The organism is Mesorhizobium sp. P2_B11, from assembly GCF_056404855.1.
The window spans coordinates 217,903-236,005 of the sequence record NZ_JBFUDF010000004.1; the positions used below are offsets into that span (position 1 = coordinate 217,903).

Consider the following 18,103-nt stretch of genomic DNA (forward strand, 5'->3'; position numbering starts at 1 on the left):
GCGAAATGGCCAAGACCTTGGTTGAAGCAAAGCTGACGACCCCAATGCCCGCAAGGATTTGCCTGTTGGGCTTCATTGGCGGGGCTTGGACCGCGAAGTTCACCTTGGCTATCGCAAGGGAAAGCGAGGCGGTGTCTGGCTGGTAAGGTGGCGAAACGGCGCCGGCTACAAGCAAGCTGCGATCGGGACCGCCGACGATACCATCAAGGCTGGAAACCTCAGCTTCCAGGCGGCAGAGAAAGCCGCGCGGGAGGTGGTCGAGCGGGAGCGGAGGCAGGCCGACGCCCATGTCGAAGGCCCTGCGATCACCGTCGCCAAAGCCGTGGCTGAATACGTCGCGGCAAGAGACGACAGGGACGCCAAGAGGGCTGGGCGGCAGATCCGATCTGACGCATCCCGCCGGTTAGGGCGGCACGTCCTGGGCCAGCCTGCACGAGGCAAGGAAGAGGCAACCCCGGCAACCACACTAGCTGGGGTGACGCTCTATGCGTTGACAGAAAATGATTTGAAGACATGGCGGGCAAATCTACCATCCGCAATGAAAGCGACCACGCGGCAACGGCTCATCAACGATCTGAAAGCGGCGCTGAATGCTGCCTATGCCTCTAACAAGGCTAAACTCCTGCCTACCCTGCCTTCGACTATCAAAGATGGACTTAAGGCTCCCGACAACGCGCCGGATGACGACGAGCCTGCCGCCCGAGACAACCAAATCCTATCGGACGCCGACATCGCCAGAGTTCTTCGTGCTGCTCGGGAGGTTGATGCTGAACTAAAGATGGGCGGGGATCTGTTCAGGCTTGTACTCGTGCTTGCGGCCACAGGCGCCCGGTTCTCTCAAGTAGCGAGAATTAAGGTCGGCGACTGCCAGATTGCCGCCGGCAGGATCATGGTGCCTGTCAGTCGAAAGGGTAAGCGCCGAGCAAACGCCCCTACGTCGATCACGATACCAGTAGGCAGAGACGTCATCGATGCTCTTCTGCCTGCGGTTACAGGTCGCCCACAAGCTGCCATCTTGCTTGAGCGCCAGCGGTACGAGCAGGTAGAAAGAGGCATCCAGTGGCAACCTTCGGGCCGAGGCCCATGGCAGTCGGCGGAAATGGTTCGGCCCTGGCAGGCCATTAAGGAACGCGCCGAGTTGCCCGACATGATTCCGTACGCGCTTCGCCATTCCAGCATCGTCAAGGGCATCCGCGCCAACCTACCGATCCGACTGGTGGCAGCACTCCACGACACCAGCACCGTGATGATAGAGCGGCACTATTCGAAGTGGATCACGTCCGGCCTCGAGGAGATGGCCCGGGCCGCGATCGTACCGCTGGTGCCGCTGGAAGGCAGCAACATCGTACCAATGCGTGGGGGTATCTGATGGCGCTCGACCACGAAGTTTTCGCCGTCGATACGGACTTTCTCCATGCCTGTCGCCAAGCGGCCGGTATCCTAAAAAGCCGCGAATCGCGGGATGCCAGGATCAAGGCAACGGCAGATTTAGTGTCCATCCTTCTTTCAGATCGCCAAATCGGCATGGGTGAACGTCAATATCTGGCGGAATTGCTGGTCGGCGATCTGGATCGGCCGCATGCTCGACCGGGATTGTCTGCTGACCAAAAGGAGGTTCGCCGCGAACGCGCCTGGATGGTGCGGCAATATCAAATGGAACAGGCTTCCAAAGGAAGGAAAATCGGCGTCCCGGAAGCCGTCCAAGAGTTGGCGGACTCAAAAAAACTCCTGGCCGATGATGTCGAAACCCTCATCAATTTCATGGGTCGATCTCGCAAGCCCAAAGCCTGACAATAAAGCGACCACTTAGTTGTGAGGCCGCCTCAAAAATCATTTTTAAGTGGCCACTTTCCTGCCTTTGAGTAATCGGGCGCGGATAAGCAGAATACCTCCATGAATTCACGCGGACTGACCGCAATTCATGGAGCACTATAATGAATGATCAGAAGTTCGGCCTGACAATCGAGGAAGCTGTCGACTGCTCTGGCATCGGCCGTACCAAAATCTTTGAAGCCATCAAACTCGGCAAACTGACGGCTCGCAAAGCCGGCCGCAGGACAATCATCCTGGCCGACGACCTTTCTGCCTTCCTGAAGGCGCTTCCGGTGCGGGAGGCGGCATGACCGGCATCGATCACGAGATGACCGCCAAGGTGGACGAGGCCGCTGTCTGGCTCGCCGTCAACTGGTGGAAAGCTGAGCGCCCGCTGGTGCCCGGTCTCCGCAAGCGCTTCGGAATCACAGCCATTGAGGCGATCGAAGCGATGCGGGAAGCCGCAAGGGTCAGGGGGGTGGACAATGGCCGCTCCTGAAATGCGAAAGCCCGCCGGCCAGGGCGAGCTTCGCGCAGTCGAATTCCAAAGCAGCAACACCTTCGACAATAGCGAAACTCTCCGCCTCAGGCAAGCATCGAGGATCATTGCCCACTTCCCGATGTCGGTCCCTTTGGCCTTGGCAACCGCCAGCCTCGCCTATGGAGGCGCGGCATGACCATCCGCCCCGATATCCCAAGTATTGACGACCTGTACCTTTTGGCAGCCGTCCGTCATCTGACGGCCGCGCGCAACCATCTCCAACGCGCGGTGCTCAGCTTTGATGACGCCGGTTACGAACACGACCCGACCGCGCGTTCTTACAGCTACGTTGCCGGGATCGTTGCCGAGTTCAACGGCAGCCAGTACCGGCCTGTACCACCGCCGCCACCCTCTTACTTCGAGGAAGCAGCGCAAGAGTACCGGCGCCGGGCAAGGAGGGGCTACTGATGCATCTCCTCAGCTATCCCGAAATGGAAGCAATGCCCGAGCCGGAATGGCTCGTAGAAGGACTGATCCAGACGCGCAGCACCGCCTTGATGTTCGGCAAGTCGAATTCGTTCAAATCGTTCTTAGCGATCGACATAGGCCTTTCCGTCGATGCTGGCCGCGACTGGCACGGCAATGCAGTGAAGGAGGGTGGCGTGTTGTTCGTCGCCACCGAGGGCGCCAACGGTGTAGGGCGCCTGCGTATCCCGACATGGTATCAGCACCACGCTGTTGCCGAGGAAGACCGGCGGGCATTTCTCTACCCGATGGAGATCTACCTGGACGCCACCGACGACGTGACGGCGCTGATCGCCGCCATGAATATCCGCGGCAACTTCGCCCTCGTCGTCATCGATATCTTCGGCGGCTCCATGAAGGGAAGCGAGATCGAGGACAAGACAGCCAGGGCATGGGTGCACGGCATCCAGCGCATTCTCCGAGAAACCGGCGCCTCAGTGCTCTGCGTCGCGCATACAGGCTGGGCGGATGACACGCGAGCCAGGATGCACACTCATTTCTGGGGCAGCTTCGACAGCCGATTGCGGATGGAAGGCGACAAGGACGCGCTCACCGGAACGTTGACGGTAGAACGCCACAAGGATGCCGACAGTACTGGATCCTGGGGCTTCAGGATGACAAAAACCGGCGACAGCCTGGTCCCCGAGATGGACGGCAGCGTTAAGGCGTCCAAGGGCAGGAACCTCACAGTGCGCCAGCGCATCGCAATGCAAGCACTTGATGAAGCATTGCAGGAACGAGGCACGCGAAAGACCGGCCCCGACTGGCCGCCTTGCAACATAGTGCTGATAGATCACTGGCGAGAATGCTGCGATCGGCATGGCGTCTCCGGCAGTGACAAGGCCGACAGCCGTCTCAAGGCATTCAACCGCAGCCGCGACAACCTCATCGATAGAGGCGTGATCCGCATTTATGACGGCTATGTGTGGCGGTGCTTCGATGATTGATGCCCGGACAGAGACGGACAAAACCGGACTTGTCCTGAAATGTCCGGGTGAGGTGCAGGACGGACAGACACGGACAACTGTCTATAACAGTGTCCGGTGTCCGGCCCCTTGGATAGCTGCGGCACCAACGGTCACTCGGCAACGATGCCTTTTTCTCCGCTGACAAGAGCCACCAAGGCTCACGGCATGTCTTCGCCTTTCTAAGGCGTAAACTTGAACGCTAGCGGACTTCTGCGAACCAGTAAAATCAATGACTTAGCACGAGGCTTGTGCTATATATCGCATATTCATCGAATAAAGGCTCTGAAAAGTGCTCGCAGATACCGACCAGATAGAAGCCGAAAGCCAGGCTGTAACGCCCTCGAAGGGGCCGAAAGCCCGGTTGCGCACACTGGACGATCTGGACCGCAGGACCAGGGCGGCACAAGCCACGTTCGAACTCAGGGATTCCATTGCCAAAGACCTTGGGGGCATCGATCGACTGTCCGCTATGGAGCGCGAGATCGTGGATGGTGCGGCGTTGCTCGGCGCCATGATCAAGGATGCCGGCGCAACCTACCTGTCTGGCGATCCCGTCGACCTTGGCGAGTTCATGGCCCTGACCAATGCACAGCGTCGCTTACTCGCTGACGTCGGCTTGGAGCGTCGTGGCAATGCGCGCGATATCACACCTCCGTTGCGTGAGCGCCTGTTGCGAGGTGCCGCGTGAAGCCAACCGATATTCCGACCCCGCTCGATTTCTTCGGCCGCCTGAAATGGCTGGACGGACGGCCATTGCTCGACACGATGGAGCCCTATCGTCGTGAGTTCATGACCAATGCACTGTTCACGTTCAGGGATGACGGCGTACCGCTTCACAACCTGGTGCTGAGCGGGCGCGGCAAGAAGAACTTCAAGACCACAGACCTTGTGCTCGCGTCCCTGTACCGCCTCCTGATCTGGCCGAGCGACTTCGGCAATGACTGCTACATCCTGGCCAATGACGAGGGACAGGCCAACGACGATCTAGTGCTTGCCAAAAAGCTCATTGACGCCAACGCGCATGAGCTTCGCGGCGAGGTTGACAAGTTGGCCAAGGAGATTCGCCGCTCTGACGGGCGGGGATCGCTTCAAATCTTGCCGGGTCGCGACGTAACCGGCGCGCATGGCAAGACGGCCCTCTTTCTTGGCTTTGACGAAATCCACGCTGTTCGCTCTTGGGATATCTTTGAAGCCCTGGCGCCAGATCCTACAAGGGCGGATGTGCTGACCTGGATCGCGTCGTACGATACGATCTTCAACGCGGTAGGCGTGCCTCTTTTCGATTTGAAGCAGATCGGCAAGGCGGGCACCGACCCGCGCATGATGTTCTCCTGGTATTCGGGCGAACTCTGCACTGATCCAAACTTCGCCGAGTTGCCGCCGCGCGAGCGTGCCAACCCAAGCATGGGCTCATGGCCGGAAGGTGAAGCCTATCTAGACCAGCAGCAGCGACGCCTTCCAACTCATAAGTACCGCCGCCTGCACTTGAACATGCCGGGGGCACCCGATGGGGCCTTCCTGGATGCCGACACTGTGCTTGCCGCCGTTAGGAAAGGTGTCAACGTCCTCAAGCCGCAGGAAGGCCGAGCCTATCGCGCTTTTGTCGACATGAGCGGCGGATCGAGCGACGACGCGGCTCTCAGCATTGCGCATGACGACGACGGCAAAGCCGTGGTTGATCTCGTCATGAAGCAGGCCGGCAATCCGCCTTTCAATCCCCGAGCAGCGGTGAAGCGCTTCGCCAGGGTCATCAAGGAATACGGGGCGAGGAAAGTCGTCGGCGACGCCTATGCCGGCCTCACCTATCGCCAGGACTTCGAGGAAGAGGGCATTGAATATCAGCTCTGCGGCAAGACCAAAACCCAGCTTTATGAGGCATTAGAGCCGCGCCTGAACGCTGGCGAAGTCGAATTGCCTGACGAGCCGAAGATGCAGGAGCAATTGCTCACGCTGGTCGTACGTGGCGCGCGAATTGACCACCAGAACGGCGATCACGACGACTGGGCCAATGCTGCGGCAGGCGCCGTCGATCTCGTCGCCGGGCACGAGCAGACCGCTCCCTCGCCCTACAGCGTGACCTACGCAACGGCTGGAGGCGGCTCGTCACAGTTCTCCGTCCGGATGGGCGGAAACAGCCCATACGATGCCCTCGACCGCGCGCTTGCACAATCCACTCAACGATAGGAACGGTCATGAACATCCGTACCCAGCAACTGCTTTCCCGCATTCCCGATCACGCATCTTCGGCAACGTTGAAAGCGGCGGCAGGGGCCTGCCTTGACCTTGCCGATCGCTTCGCCCAGCGCGTCACAGCGATCAAGTCCGACCCAAGTTTCACCCAACTCGGCCGCGACAAGGCGCTGAAGGATGAAGCGGTCAAGAACTGCCTGCCCGGCCTCAAGTCTGCTTTCGCCCCTATCGAGAAGGCGCTGATCGCCGCAAGGAACGCGCGTGCTGCGATCTCGGTCCCGGCGCCGGACCCGAGCAATATCGCCGCGGCGTTGGAGCGGCAAGAAATTCGCGCCATGGTCAGGGCAATGAAGCCGGCCGAGCGCATGGTGTTCCTGACGGGTACCGTTGACGAGCGAATTGTGGATGCAATTCTCTCGGCTCCGGGGGTGCTGGCCGGCTTGTCGGATGACCAGTTTGGCCAGATTCGCGACCTGACCGTTGATCGACGTTTCGGCGATCGGGTCGCAGAGATTCGAGAGGGGGAGGAAGCCGCCGAAGCCGCGCAGGCGGCAATGCTTGTAGCCCGCAACGACATCAAAACCGTGACCGGCCTGTCTGACACGGCATTCGATGAGCTGCAGAAAATGGGCGTTCTTACGCCCTGGCTGAAGCAGAACGGCGACAAGGTTCTCAAGGTGATCCCGGGCGAGACCAGCTATCCAGCCGCCACGGCCGACGAGATCGCGACCGGGAAGTTTTACGCCAACCAAGCGGAATACCTCGCCGACAATCCCGGCGCGCGTAATCACGCGGCAGCTTAAGGCAAAGGCGATGGCAACACTTCCAATCAACGGCCACGAAACCGTTTCATTGCCGGCCTATGACGTGTTGTCGATAACCGTTTCAGGTATTGGGTCTGGCAGCATCGAGCGACTCGGCAATAACCCCGGCGATCCGTCGCTTGGAACAGCGGCGATCACTGCCGACAAATCGATCGGGCCGTTTGCCTTCCCGACACGGCATGTCCTGCGGTGTTCCCTGACCCCGTTTACCTACAACATCGGCCCGGCGGATTTCCCGGCCGTCACATCAGACGTTGAGCGCATCACCAAGCTTACACAGGCTGAATACGATGCCCTGACGCCCGATCCCGCAACCCTGTACCTGGTCGTCGGCTGATGAGTTTCGCGACGCCGTCATCGTTGGGCTGCTTCCCGGAAGTCTACAATGTGCAGAGCCAGGGCATCTGCCTTGGGCCTTCGGTCAGCGGCTCGCTCTGGCAGGTGTCGGCCTTGGAAGTACCAGCGCTCGGCGACATCGTCGCTGTGTGGCTGGTGCCAGGCCGCTGCTCGGACGGCACCGAGGGGAACGAGATAGGCCATCGTGTAGCGCGGGGCGAAGCCTGCCTGGTCAAGATCCTGCTCGAACAGGATGCCGAAAGCGTAACCATCATGACGCTGGACCCAGTCGAAGCGGCGACAATACCTCGCAACAACATCGTCGCGCTTCACCGGATGATCGCTGTCCGATTGCCGACCGGCCGTGAGTATCGGCTTCGCCCAAGAGCCGCCTGATGGACGGTATCATCGGCTTCGCGACCGGGAATACGTTTGGCGGCCCGACCATCATGCCGGACTCGGCCAAGCAACCGGAGCCGGTTTCTGCAGACGCACCTTTTGCCGTTGGCAAGGTCTTGGGCCGCCCGATCCCGATCGTCATCGGAACAGGTAAGGTCGACGGCATCCCGGTGATTGGCGGCGCCGCTACTGTCCAGGTGATCACCGGCTACGAACAGGTCGAACGTCCGCCTTCTGGGCAGTCGGGAATTATCGGATTTGATAGTGGTGGCAACGTATTCGGCGGCTCTGGATCGAATACCGTCTCTGTTCCCGTCTATGCCACGCAGCAGGTCACAGCACTCGGCTATCTCCTTGCCTATGACCCGTTCGGATTGGGCTACAAGCTGATCCGACTGGAGGTCGACAACAAGGTGGTGTTCGACGCCGAAAACGGCATCGGCGCGTCAGTGAACTTCCGCTTCTACGGTGGCAACCATATCGAGGTAGACCCGATCGCCAAGGCTGTCATGGGAGAGGACGCTGGCGCTTGGCAGCGCTTCGCTATGGTCTACATCGACGGCTATCCGGCGACGAATGAGCCATCGGTCAGGGCAGTCGTTTCCAATGCGGCGACAGACACCGGCGGCTCAACCGAAATCGAATGGATCACCAACGATGTGGTCAGGCTTGAGAACAGCGCATTCTTGTCTGACGACGCACCGAGTGCGGCCTACGATATCGCGGACGGTATCATCTACCAGGCTTTGACGGCCTACCAGGTGCCAGGTCTGACGCAGGTCTACCTGTCCGCACTCGATGTCCAGACCCATGTCGAGCTCTATCGCGTCCCGCTGGCCAACAGCCAGGACTACGTCAACGGCACCATACAGCCGCGCGCCATGCCAGGATCTGGCCATATCCTCATCAGGATGGCGAACGGCTCCATAGACCGACCGCTGCGCGTCTATGACACCACCACCGGCGCCATCGTCGCCGAATGGAACGAGGATGCGGCCACGGACTCGATCAACTGGCTTCCGCCGATGCAGTTCGGAGCGAAGTGGGTTTCGATCGGTTGCGATCTCAATGGCAGCGGCGGGTTTCTTGCCGGCCAAGCGGTCATCGATCTGGCGTTCTCAACGCTCAAGGTGACACGCGACACCATCAACATCAGCGACGCCATCCAGTGCCGCGGCCGCACGCTTGTCGGTTCGGTCTCATACTTTGGCTTCGATGCCTCCGGGACAGACGGCATCTATGAATACCGCTTCGACGGCGACTTCTGGGCGCACAGGCTCACCTATGCTCAGACCGGCACCATAAACGGCATCAGTTATGATCCCCAGACCGGCTATCTCGTAGTCTCGGAGATCGAGAGCAGCGTTTCCTACATCCGACTGGTCAACACCGAGACCGCGACTGTTGCCAGCCAGTTCACTCTCCCAATGCAGCTCTTCACGCTCGGCGGTGGCCAGTCATCCCAGGGGCGAGTTTTCCCCAGGCCGGGCTTCGCACTGTTCCAGGCTATCGACGGCGCCGAGGTGTGGCTCGTCAACGTAGCGGCCGGCACCGCAAGTCTGATGGCGGATGTCACCGACATCACGGGACAGTCGGCCAGCTATGCCATTTACGATCAGTCGCGAACCTCCATCTTCAACGGTTTTGGCGACGATCACTGGACCGACTACAAGCTGCCCAGCACCATACCAGGGCAGGTTTCGGTGCGGTGGATGATCACGAAGATCGCGTCTCTCGCCGGCTATTCGCCTGACGATCTCATATTCGACGGCCCAGAATGGGGCGACGGCAGTGGCCCGGGCGATGGCGATGGTGGTGGTGGCGATCCGTTGCCTGACGGTTCGATCGTGACGCTCGATTTCGTCAACGGGTTCTACTACGCCGGTGGCGCCGAGCAGCCTGTCGAGGACTTGCTCGGCGGTGGCTTCGATCCGGGGGCCATCTCCGCGTCGGGCATGTATGTGGACAACAGCAATGAAAACCGCCCGATCGCCATAGGGCCGCTATTCGATGACATTGCCGCCGGCCTCGCCGCAGGCTGCACGATCGTTTTCGACACAAACCATGTTTCCGATCCCTATGGCTTCCTGATGTGCATCATGGACGCGGCGAGCCGGTCGCTGATGACCAACTACGTCAACATCGGGCACAGCAACATTTTGGAAGACCAGACCGATATCTGGTTTTTTGGCGAGGTCGACTACAGCGGGACGGGTGCCCACAAGTCAGCCTTCACGCTCAATCGCGATCTCGGCGGCGGGTCGTTCGCCTACGATGTTTCGGTCGACGGCGGAACAGCGGTGACACAAACGGCAAGCTATCCCGCTTTTGCGCCCGTCGACACCATCACCATTGGCCACGACGGGGACGATGCGTTCGTGCTGGATGATGCCTACATCAGGTCAATCAAGCTGTTTCCGGCGAAAGACCCGGCGGACCTGCCGGCGCTGACAGCATGACCGCTTGGCTCGCCTTCACCCTTGCCGCTGGCGTCGTGCTGGCGCTGGCATGGCCGTTCTAGATCGTCGGGGCTCGCCCTGGCGCCGTCGCTGACCACGGATGTACTGGCAGCGGCGGGCTTAACCCGCAATCGCCATCCCAATGCCGACACCAAGGCCGATTGCGAGCCCTATGGCGAGCTTGCCGGCCATATCGAGTGCGAAGGCACGGACGGGGCGCCAAACATCTGTGCGAGGCGCTGTGAGGGCAAGGGAGAGATCGTCAAAGATCGTTTCCATGAGCAGATTCTAGATCGAAACCGGGAATCTGTGAATCCCCTGTTTGTTCCGTCAAAAACCGCATATTAGAATTCCCATTGAAACCTTGATCAAAGGGATTATGAATCGCCCGTCACCATTCTGTTTCCCGCCCTTGGATGGGAGGTTTCACCATGGATAAGCGGGTTGTTTCGGTATCTGCTCTCGACTGCGACATCATTCGCAGCGCCTTCAAAAAATCCGTCATCGAAGAGAGCATCCCCGAAGACCGATGGCGAGAACACGCCACCCTCATGATCCGCGAATTTACGGGCAGCGATGATGTTGATCCCGAGTGTCTGGAATGGATCGTGCGAAAATAACCGGCCCTCTAGGTCCGGCGGTTGGCCTTTTCCCGCCGCAAGAGAACTATCAGGAGCATGGTGCGCATTGCCTCATGCTCACGGCTATCAATCTCCACCGTCCAGTCGTCATCGGGCTTGTGCCAGGCAAAGCTTGAGCCGCGCAAAGCCTCGCGAAACGTCTCCGGGTCTAAGCCGGCGGCGTTCGCCATTTCCGCAGCGGTAGTCAGTTCGGCCATGCTCAACCCCCGCGATAAGCATAAGACGATTGCTGGCTGGCTTCAAATGCTGAGGGAATAGCCGGTGCGGCCCTTGGGCTATCTGGGGGATGCGAAGGCCGCACCGGCCATTGCGGGTGGTTGGACCCCTCCCGCACTGTTGAAAATATTCACATATTAGCAATTGCGCAACTAAGCCGATCGGCCTACCCAGCCGTAGGCGGCCTAACCGATCCTGGTGATGTGGATCGCGGGGGCGTCGGTCCCTCTTGATGGCAGCAACAGTGCCGTGCCTGCAAGCGCGGCCATCAGCAGACAGGCAGCCATACCGATCGTGTCACGCTGCCGGTAGCGCCAGACCGCGCTGGCGAGCATCGCAGCGGTGACGGCGGCTATGTAGAGCGGAACCACGACACTCAGCCGGCGACTGTTTGCTCATCGGATCAGTTTCAGGAGCTTAGGAACAATAGTCCGTTCGGCTTCATTGAAGACAGCGATTTCGCTCTGGATCGCGTCAATAATGGAGATTTTCGCGGCCATCGGAAATTGGTCATAGAGACCCGCAGATAACGCCGCCAAATTGCCCTTGAGGGAAATTAGGGTGGTATAAACAGTCGCGACATCAACAGCGACGAGTCCCATGGAACCTGCGAGGAGCGCCTGTTTCCGATGGATCGTTTCATCGAGTTCCGCGACATTGGCGGCAAACAGTCTCAGAAACCCAACCATATTGGGGTCGGAAGCGCCGACAGCGGTCGCGTACTCGCGGAACGCATCCAGGGCGGCTACCATGTTGGTCTTGACCAACCAATGATTCAGGGCCCGGATATCAGCTACAAACATAGCTGCAACGGCGCTCTTTTGGTCGTCTCGAGCCCTTTGTGCTAAGCCGCGCTGCACAAGAAAAGTCGCCCAGCCACCGCCCACCACGCCTATAAGACCCGACGTCAGAGCCGTCAGGGCATTGATTACCTGCGGAATATAAATTGCGTCCATTTCTCCCCCCTTTTTTCTGGACATGTCACGCTGCCTGTAGCGCTAGAGCGGGACCAACTCAGTTCTTCGGAGCAGATGGTCGCTTGTGGTATTTGCAAAGCACGACGTAGTTCGGTTCTCCGCCAAGGCCGCTTGAGGTGGGATCGGGGAGCGTGAGAATTTGAGCATCAAAGTCACAGTACCTCGCCACAACTTCGGGCAGGTCTCTGGCACCCGATCCAGATGCCGTGACGATGTCACCATCTTGGCAATTGTTTGAACCGGAAAGCATTCCCAATGTGAACATTTCGCAGGCCTGTTCTGTATGAGCTGGCTGCGCAACTTCCGATTCAACTTTCGGCGCTGGCGTCTGCTCAGGCCTGAGCGCGTCGTAACAGGCCGCTCTGTCGGCGCCTTCTACGAGTTGTCGGCAGTTCTCAATGCTTTGGAAGGATTGGGCGTTGGCGCCGCCCACGAACACTAGCGAAAAGATCGCCGAAGCTACCTTGAACATCCCCGCTGCTCCCCCACCATCGCCGAATACTTGCGCAACGGAGGCAAGGACGCAAGCTCGCCTTCTACCCGGCGCCGTCCTAGCCACCCTTGCGCAGCCTCACCCCGGCGCCGCCGCCATTCTCGGCGATGAACTCGACGCCGGCAGTAATCAGCGTTTCCCTAAGTCGCGCGAGCGTCGTCGCATAGGGTGTGCGCTTGCCGGCTTCAAAGTCGGCGATTGTCGCGCGACCAACCTCTGCCTTATCTGCGAGATCCTGTTGCGACCAGCCTATTAAACCGCGCGCCGCTCTCAATTGCCCTACCGTGATGCTCGTCATCTGCTCCAACTTCATTCAAATTGTATTGACTTAGTCGCGAAGTCATTTAATTTGCATGACGTTACAGCAACCACGCTCTAGGAGCAACATCATGCCGAACACCCATGTTCCGGCAGCCGGCGGAGCTATGCCCGCCATCTGCCGCATCTTCCGCCTTCGCCTGGCGCTTTTGCTTTTGCGCACGGCGAACCGGCTTTCCGACTGCGCCAAGCGCATCATTGATGACTTCGAGGCGCGGCCATGAACGCTCACGCCTCTCTGAAGCCCTACGGGATGCCGAAGGGGATGGACCCGCGTAAATGGCGCCAGTCGGTGCAGAAGCGCCTCAACGACCACCTGGACCGAGCCATGAGCCTGATCACGGCACTGGACCTCATGGAGGCCGACTGCGATCTGGAGGAAACGGCCGACGACGAGCCGTCGCTTGGCTGGACCGAGCGTGGCGGCCATGGCTTGGCGTCATACCTTGCGCCGAACCTTCCGGTCGGTGACGACGTCGCGGATCTGGAGATGGACAATTGCGACGACGAGGACACCCACGACGCCGAGCCGTGTCCAGATGACTACGGCGAAACCGTCATGTGGGGCGACGATCTGAAGTCGCAGGAAGTGCTGGTGTCGCCATGATGATCGTGCTCAATCCGAAGTACCGCGGCTCGCTTGCTGTCGACGAGGTCGACCATGCGCTCGACCTGCTCCGTGTTGCACGGCTGGGGATCAATGCCTTTGAAGCCGATCCGACCAACGTCTCGACCGAGGACATGGCCTCAATCGGCTATGTCCTGATCTATGCGATGGACATTCTCAAGCCTGTGCGGGCGATGTTGAATAGCGACGTCGCTGAGACAGCAAAGGTGGTGCGCTCATGAATGGCCCGTCTGACAGTCTCGACGACCTCGAAGGCGACGTTCGCCACCTTTCGACGTTGATCCTCACCATCTACGATGTCGCCACCGAGAAACCCATGCCGGAAAATGAGACCTACCGCGCCATCATGATTCAAACGCTGGACCTGCTGTGGATTGCGCGTGATCTCGCCGAGAAGCTGGAAGCCACCGCCGCCGCCTGCCATCGGAAGGTGATGGCCGAACGCAAAGCCGCCTGACCAATTGCCCTTCGGACACTTGATGGCCCGCTGCCTCACGGTGGCGGGCTTTTACTTCGACGGAGGCTTTCCGGCAGCTGCCAGCTTTGCATCCAATTCGGCCTTGCGCTTTGCTGCGTGGGCGGGACGCACATAGAAGAAATCAAAGCATTCTTCGAGGACCTCAAGGCACCATTCGGCTTCTTCAGGTTCTACGTCTATGACCTGCAAACTCGTAACGTCCGTGATCGGGTGCGCGGAGAAATTTCCGAAATTCCTAATGGCGTCGATCACCGTGCGAAGCGAGCCAGGGATCGCCTTCGACGTATCTGTCTCGGTCAGTAGCATGTCGATCTCCTTGGCGAGATCCTTGGCAACGTAGCCATGCGCGCGAAGCATTGACTGCAGGCACCGTCTCGAAAGGGCGGCGGACGCCTTTGGGCTTATAGGTAGGACATTGCAGGCTTCGACGTAGTCAGCCGCGATCGTCGCAGGGAGCCCTGGCGGAACTGGACCGCGACTCACAGCCCGAGGTTCTACGAGGACCCATTCGCCGCCTTCTGCGTTGTCGATTAGCTGAATAATCCACTCGGAGCATTCAGGACACAACATGGCTCTATAAGCGAACGGGGTGGTCGCGCCGTTATAGATGACGTTTTTCGCATGCCACGCAGCGTGTATGGAAACCGTGCAATGTGGGCACTTCATCCTATTTCCCTGTCCCCTCTCTGTCCGCCGATGTTCGCGGGCGTATATTCGTCTGTTATTCGACGTATCGGGCTAAAATCAAAGTAAGCCTTTGATTTTGTTGGTTCCCGCTCATGGGGTCGAACCACGATTCACGCCTTCAAAGGGCGCTGTCCTACCATTAGACGAAGCGGGAATGCAGCTTGGTGGTTAGCATCCTGTGGCGATGGAAGCCAGTAGCAAGCCGGAGTGAAAATGGCTGCCTAGGCTTAACACCTGCTATCCCAGCCGCTCATCATACACATCCTTCACGGCCATTCTGACGATCCGCGGAAGCAGACCGACCCATTCACGGCCCCCGCGAAAGCACATGCGCAGGCCTTCCCGACCAGATAGCATCCGAAACGCCAGATCGCGCTTCGCGAAGATATGGCCGGCATCGGCAGCTTTCCGCAGAAATTCCGCAGTCTCGCCGGGATGGCGTTCCAGATGCGGGTGCTCCTTCAGAACCCTGTACTGCCAGTAAAGCGACGAAATCGGCTTATGGCTATCCTTTCGGAACCACTCAAGTGCCATTTCCGGACGTCCGAGCTTCAGATGAAGACGTCCAATGGCGTTTGAAACCGAGCTTCGCCCGCCAGCATAGGCTGCCTCGTAGTGCTGAACCGACTGGTCGTGGTCAACCTGGACGCCATATCCCTGCCAGTACAGATAGCCGAGCATTTCACGAGACCAGGCCGAACCCTCGCTTGCGGCTTCCCTCAGGATAGGCAGAACTTCGCCGTATCTTTTCTCGTTGAACATCGCATTGGCGCGGCGCTCGCGATCCGATTGAATCGCGGGTTCATACCCTTGCTCCGCARCTTTTCGCAGCCAACGGTCCGCCTCCTCTGGCTCGCCATCCTTGTCCAACATCGACGCCAGACAATGCTGGCCACAGGCATCGCCCGCTTCAGCTGCCCTTAGATACCACTTCCGCGCGGCAGCCTTGTCGGCGGCTACGCCTTCCCCCTATAAATAGAAATGAGCAACGCGCGACATGCCGTCGGCATCACCTCCCTCGGCGGCCTTCAAATACCATTGGTGCGCCATCGCCGTATCAACCGGCACGCCCTGCCCGAAAGCATGGATGTCGCCGATCCACATCATGGCTTCCGCATCACCGGCTTCGGCCGCCTTCGAAAACCACTTCAGCGCGAGCGCCTTTTCTGCGGCGACGCCTTTGCCGTACAGATAGATATATCCGACCCAGGTCATGGCTGGCGCTGAGCCCTGTTCCGCCAACCTCTCGAAAGAAGCAGCAGCGCCAGCCTCATCGCCGGAGCGGAAGGCCGCTCGGGCAAGCTGAAATTCCTGGTCGATGTCAGGCTGATCGTTAGGAGGAATGGTATTTTCCGACATTTGAGGCCCAGTTCAGCCGGCAGAAATACAATTGCAATATTAATCTAATGTCACGGGCCTCGAACTTCAATCGACAGAAACGGAAGACTTTGACGGCTTAAATCAGCCTAGGACCATAGTCCGGGCATCGTAATTCCATAGTACACCCGAAAAGCAAAAGCCGCGCAGGTTGCCCAACGCGGCTTTGATACCTGTCCGGTCGAGCCCCTACTTCGTCTGGAAGCGGGCGACCGATAAGAATTTCACGGCATTGCCGGTGAAGCGGTTGGCGTCGGGCGCCTGGGCGTCCGTCTGGAAGCCCGCGGTGTAGACCTCGCTCGGCGGCGTATGCACGATGTTGTAGGCATAGCGCGGCGCAGTCGTCGGGCTGGAAACGGTGGCGATCGTGTCGCCGCTGCTCAGCGCCCAGCGCGCCGCCTGCGGTTCCGCCGCCACCACCACGGCCTTCGGCCCTGGCTTGAGGTCACGGGCCGAGGCCCTGGCTTCCTTGCGCGTCGTCTTCACACCGGCGCCGATCACTGAGGCCGGATCGGTACCGGCCGGACGGGCAGCGATGGCGCCGCGCGGCGTTGCTGCATCGACACCTGACGGATCGTTGAACGCCGAGCGCGGCTCAAGCGAGGCAACCTGATAGTCGTCGGTGGCACTGGCCTGTTCGAGAACGGCCTTGACCTCGTCCGGACGCTGCGACGGTAGCACCGAGAAGGCGTCCGTTGCAGTTTGCTTGTGGGCGGCCGTATCGGCCAGCGCCAGCAGCACACCCTTGTCCTGCGACGAAAGCTCGGCCGGCGGCGACGAGCGGTCGGGACGCCAGGTCGGCAAGGGGACGTTGACCGCGACCTGCGCCGGTTCGGCAGCGCCCTGGTCGGCCCCTTGGTCGGCATTGTTCGGATCAGCCATGCCGAACGGCACGCTGGTCGGAGCCTGCGCCGTCGCCAACGTCTGTTGGGTGGTGGCATCGGCCATGCCGAACGGCACGGTCTCAGGCTGCTGCGCACCGACATCGGCTTTCGGCCGCGGCGCGAAATCGGGCAGCGGCACTTCCTTCGCCGGCAGCGCTGCGATGATCGTCTCCGGCGTGTCCTGCTGCGGCTCGGAATCGTCCGCGCTGTCATCGGCAAGCTGCGGGATGTTGGCGCGCTTGGCATTCTGCGGCGACACGATGGCGATGCCGGGCAGGTTGCTGTTGTCGTTGCTCCTGGCAACCAGGACCGGCTTCACGCTTTTCGGCGACGGCGCGACGCTTTTCGGCGCCGGCGGGTCGCTCCTCGGCGACGGCGCGGCGGTCGCGACATCGGCGCTGTCGTCGGCTTCGTCTTCGCCGCCACCGCCAAAGAAAGCAGACAGGAAGCCACCGGATTTCTTGGTGCTGCCGCCAGCGCTGGCCATCATGATGGCCGGAGAACCGGCGCCCTTGCGAGCCTTGTACGCGGCGAGCGCCTGGTCATAGCCCGGCAGCGGCCGGCCGTCGCTCGGCACATGCAGCGTCTTGCCGTTGGGGAACAGGCTGACCAGTTCCTGGCGGCTGATGCCGGGCCAATGGCGCACATTGCCGACGTCCATATGGACGAAGGGCGAGCCGGATGACGGATAATAGCCGACGCCGCCGCCCTGCATTTTCAGGCCGATGTTGCGCAGCTTCTTCAGCGGCACGCCGGGAATGTAGAAGTCCATCGCCTTGCCCAGCATGTGCTGGCTTTCCTTGGCGACACCGCGGCTGCGGCTGCGCAGCATCGAGTTGGTCGACGGCGAGCGATAGCCGCAGACGACCTGGATGTAGTCGGTGGCGCCGGCTTGCCGGTAGGCTTCCCACACCAGGTCGAGCAGGCGCGGGTCCATCTTGGTCGGTTCGTTGCGACGCCAGTCGCGCAGGATGATGTTGATCTTCCTGAGACCTTCCGGATCGTAGCGGCCATTGCGCTTGTAGACGATCTCGGCCTTTTCGTGCGTGTGGAGGTGATAGAGTTTCAGCGAACGCGTTTCAGCGCTGGCGCCGGCAGCAGTTGCGGCAAGGAAAGCGAACGCAACAATCACCGCTGCCAGCCATCTCGGCCAGACGCCAATGTGATAGTGCCGCCCGTTGCTGTGTCGTTCGACTTTGTTCAAATCAAAAGGCCTTGCAGGCTGCCGTTTGTCCCCGGATTTGCCCAAACGGATGTGTGGTTGTCACATCCGAATATCGATCCTAATGGTTAATCATCGCTTATTGAAGCCGAAATGCGGTAACACCGTGGCGATATCCCGTCAAAAATAATACACAGGATTTCTTGGTAAACTGCTGGTTTAGATCAAGATTCAGCCTTTTCCCGCTA

General features: G+C 59.8%; 27 protein-coding genes, 1 tRNA gene and 1 pseudogene. 18 read left to right on the forward strand and 11 right to left on the reverse strand.

Annotated elements, in window-relative coordinates:
• Positions 1-85: 85 nt before the first annotated feature.
• From AC1DYJ_RS14590 to AC1DYJ_RS14655, 14 genes are all read left to right on the forward strand, one after another.
• The gene (locus AC1DYJ_RS14590; protein WP_477286264.1) at positions 86-1,369 is read left to right on the forward strand and encodes a tyrosine-type recombinase/integrase; all 1,284 of its coding nucleotides are present in this window, start codon (positions 86-88) and stop codon (positions 1,367-1,369) included.
• Positions 1,369-1,791 (forward strand): hypothetical protein, encoded by a 423-nt coding sequence (locus AC1DYJ_RS14595; RefSeq protein ID WP_477286262.1) that lies wholly within the window; start codon positions 1,369-1,371, stop codon positions 1,789-1,791. Before AC1DYJ_RS14590 ends, AC1DYJ_RS14595 begins: the two co-directional genes overlap by 1 nt.
• Before the next feature lie 143 nt (positions 1,792-1,934).
• Positions 1,935-2,123 (forward strand): helix-turn-helix domain-containing protein, encoded by a 189-nt coding sequence (locus tag AC1DYJ_RS14600; RefSeq protein WP_477286260.1) that lies wholly within the window; start codon positions 1,935-1,937, stop codon positions 2,121-2,123.
• Positions 2,120-2,311, forward strand: coding sequence for a hypothetical protein (locus AC1DYJ_RS14605; protein WP_477286258.1), 192 nt, complete (start codon positions 2,120-2,122; stop codon positions 2,309-2,311). The genes AC1DYJ_RS14600 and AC1DYJ_RS14605 overlap by 4 nt, the downstream gene beginning before the upstream one ends.
• A 174-nt stretch (positions 2,312-2,485) precedes the next feature.
• A complete protein-coding gene (locus tag AC1DYJ_RS14610) occupies positions 2,486-2,761 on the forward strand; it encodes a hypothetical protein (protein ID WP_477286257.1) in 276 nt (91 codons plus the stop codon).
• A complete protein-coding gene (locus AC1DYJ_RS14615; protein ID WP_477286255.1) occupies positions 2,761-3,765 on the forward strand; it encodes an AAA family ATPase in 1,005 nt (334 codons plus the stop codon). Before AC1DYJ_RS14610 ends, AC1DYJ_RS14615 begins: the two co-directional genes overlap by 1 nt.
• Before the next feature lie 310 nt (positions 3,766-4,075).
• Positions 4,076-4,474 (forward strand): hypothetical protein, encoded by a 399-nt coding sequence (locus tag AC1DYJ_RS14620; protein ID WP_477286253.1) that lies wholly within the window; start codon positions 4,076-4,078, stop codon positions 4,472-4,474.
• Positions 4,471-5,970: a hypothetical protein gene (locus tag AC1DYJ_RS14625; protein ID WP_477286251.1), complete on the forward strand. Its 1,500-nt coding sequence runs from the start codon at positions 4,471-4,473 to the stop codon at positions 5,968-5,970. The genes AC1DYJ_RS14620 and AC1DYJ_RS14625 overlap by 4 nt, the downstream gene beginning before the upstream one ends.
• Positions 5,971-5,978: 8 nt before the next feature.
• Positions 5,979-6,779, forward strand: a complete 801-nt coding sequence (locus AC1DYJ_RS14630; RefSeq protein WP_477286249.1) for a hypothetical protein — start codon at positions 5,979-5,981, stop codon at positions 6,777-6,779.
• A gap of 10 nt (positions 6,780-6,789) precedes the next feature.
• Entirely contained in the window at positions 6,790-7,137 is a 348-nt protein-coding gene (locus AC1DYJ_RS14635) for a phage upper tail fiber protein (RefSeq protein WP_477286247.1), read from the forward strand.
• A complete protein-coding gene (locus tag AC1DYJ_RS14640) occupies positions 7,137-7,532 on the forward strand; it encodes a hypothetical protein (protein WP_477286245.1) in 396 nt (131 codons plus the stop codon). Before AC1DYJ_RS14635 ends, AC1DYJ_RS14640 begins: the two co-directional genes overlap by 1 nt.
• Positions 7,532-9,994 carry a hypothetical protein gene (locus AC1DYJ_RS14645; RefSeq protein WP_477286243.1) on the forward strand — a complete coding sequence of 821 codons (2,463 nt, stop codon included), beginning with the start codon at positions 7,532-7,534 and terminating at the stop codon, positions 9,992-9,994. The genes AC1DYJ_RS14640 and AC1DYJ_RS14645 overlap by 1 nt, the downstream gene beginning before the upstream one ends.
• Positions 9,995-10,015: 21 nt before the next feature.
• Positions 10,016-10,342: a hypothetical protein gene (locus AC1DYJ_RS14650; protein WP_477286241.1), complete on the forward strand. Its 327-nt coding sequence runs from the start codon at positions 10,016-10,018 to the stop codon at positions 10,340-10,342.
• Positions 10,343-10,425: 83 nt separating this feature from the next.
• Complete coding sequence (locus tag AC1DYJ_RS14655) at positions 10,426-10,614, forward strand: hypothetical protein (protein WP_477286239.1); 189 nt, start codon at positions 10,426-10,428, stop codon at positions 10,612-10,614.
• An 8-nt stretch (positions 10,615-10,622) separates the two neighbouring features.
• Here AC1DYJ_RS14655 and AC1DYJ_RS14660 read toward each other — a convergent pair whose 3' ends face one another.
• The 5 genes from AC1DYJ_RS14660 to AC1DYJ_RS14680 all read right to left on the reverse strand — a co-directional run bounded on the left by AC1DYJ_RS14660 (position 10,623) and on the right by AC1DYJ_RS14680 (position 12,619).
• Positions 10,623-10,832: a hypothetical protein gene (locus tag AC1DYJ_RS14660; protein WP_477286237.1), complete on the reverse strand. Its 210-nt coding sequence runs from the start codon at positions 10,830-10,832 to the stop codon at positions 10,623-10,625.
• Between the two features lie 204 nt (positions 10,833-11,036).
• Positions 11,037-11,222: a hypothetical protein gene (locus AC1DYJ_RS14665; protein WP_477286235.1), complete on the reverse strand. Its 186-nt coding sequence runs from the start codon at positions 11,220-11,222 to the stop codon at positions 11,037-11,039.
• 24 nt (positions 11,223-11,246) lie between these two features.
• Positions 11,247-11,807, reverse strand: coding sequence for a hypothetical protein (locus AC1DYJ_RS14670; protein ID WP_477286233.1), 561 nt, complete (start codon positions 11,805-11,807; stop codon positions 11,247-11,249).
• 58 nt (positions 11,808-11,865) lie between these two features.
• Complete coding sequence (locus tag AC1DYJ_RS14675) at positions 11,866-12,300, reverse strand: hypothetical protein (protein ID WP_477286231.1); 435 nt, start codon at positions 12,298-12,300, stop codon at positions 11,866-11,868.
• A 79-nt stretch (positions 12,301-12,379) separates the two neighbouring features.
• Positions 12,380-12,619 (reverse strand): helix-turn-helix transcriptional regulator, encoded by a 240-nt coding sequence (locus AC1DYJ_RS14680; protein WP_477286229.1) that lies wholly within the window; start codon positions 12,617-12,619, stop codon positions 12,380-12,382.
• 91 nt (positions 12,620-12,710) lie between these two features.
• Between AC1DYJ_RS14680 and AC1DYJ_RS14685 the strand changes: the two genes are divergently transcribed.
• The 4 genes from AC1DYJ_RS14685 to AC1DYJ_RS14700 are packed head-to-tail and all read left to right on the forward strand — an operon-like array spanning position 12,711 to position 13,724.
• Positions 12,711-12,863: a hypothetical protein gene (locus tag AC1DYJ_RS14685; RefSeq protein WP_477286228.1), complete on the forward strand. Its 153-nt coding sequence runs from the start codon at positions 12,711-12,713 to the stop codon at positions 12,861-12,863.
• Positions 12,864-12,904: 41 nt separating this feature from the next.
• Positions 12,905-13,246 carry a hypothetical protein gene (locus AC1DYJ_RS14690; protein WP_477426126.1) on the forward strand — a complete coding sequence of 114 codons (342 nt, stop codon included), beginning with the start codon at positions 12,905-12,907 and terminating at the stop codon, positions 13,244-13,246.
• Complete coding sequence (locus AC1DYJ_RS14695) at positions 13,243-13,488, forward strand: hypothetical protein (protein ID WP_477286224.1); 246 nt, start codon at positions 13,243-13,245, stop codon at positions 13,486-13,488. The genes AC1DYJ_RS14690 and AC1DYJ_RS14695 overlap by 4 nt, the downstream gene beginning before the upstream one ends.
• Positions 13,485-13,724, forward strand: coding sequence for a hypothetical protein (locus tag AC1DYJ_RS14700; protein WP_477286222.1), 240 nt, complete (start codon positions 13,485-13,487; stop codon positions 13,722-13,724). Before AC1DYJ_RS14695 ends, AC1DYJ_RS14700 begins: the two co-directional genes overlap by 4 nt.
• Positions 13,725-13,775: 51 nt before the next feature.
• Here the strand turns inward: AC1DYJ_RS14700 and AC1DYJ_RS14705 are convergent, their stop codons facing one another.
• From AC1DYJ_RS14705 to mepK, 6 genes and pseudogenes are all read right to left on the reverse strand, one after another.
• Complete coding sequence (locus AC1DYJ_RS14705) at positions 13,776-14,411, reverse strand: DUF4145 domain-containing protein (RefSeq protein ID WP_477426128.1); 636 nt, start codon at positions 14,409-14,411, stop codon at positions 13,776-13,778.
• Between the two features lie 101 nt (positions 14,412-14,512).
• Positions 14,513-14,586 (reverse strand) — tRNA-Gln (locus AC1DYJ_RS14710).
• Positions 14,587-14,669: 83 nt separating this feature from the next.
• Positions 14,670-15,305, reverse strand: a complete 636-nt coding sequence (locus AC1DYJ_RS14715; protein ID WP_477426130.1) for an SEL1-like repeat protein — start codon at positions 15,303-15,305, stop codon at positions 14,670-14,672.
• A gap of 33 nt (positions 15,306-15,338) precedes the next feature.
• Positions 15,339-15,395 (reverse strand): annotated as a pseudogene (locus tag AC1DYJ_RS14720) (hypothetical protein); the annotation flags it as partial.
• Positions 15,396-15,401: 6 nt separating this feature from the next.
• Entirely contained in the window at positions 15,402-15,791 is a 390-nt protein-coding gene (locus tag AC1DYJ_RS14725) for a tetratricopeptide repeat protein (protein ID WP_477426132.1), read from the reverse strand.
• A gap of 207 nt (positions 15,792-15,998) precedes the next feature.
• A complete protein-coding gene (gene mepK, locus AC1DYJ_RS14730) occupies positions 15,999-17,855 on the reverse strand; it encodes a peptidoglycan L,D-endopeptidase MepK (RefSeq protein WP_477286312.1) in 1,857 nt (618 codons plus the stop codon).
• Positions 17,856-18,103: the final 248 nt, after the last annotated feature.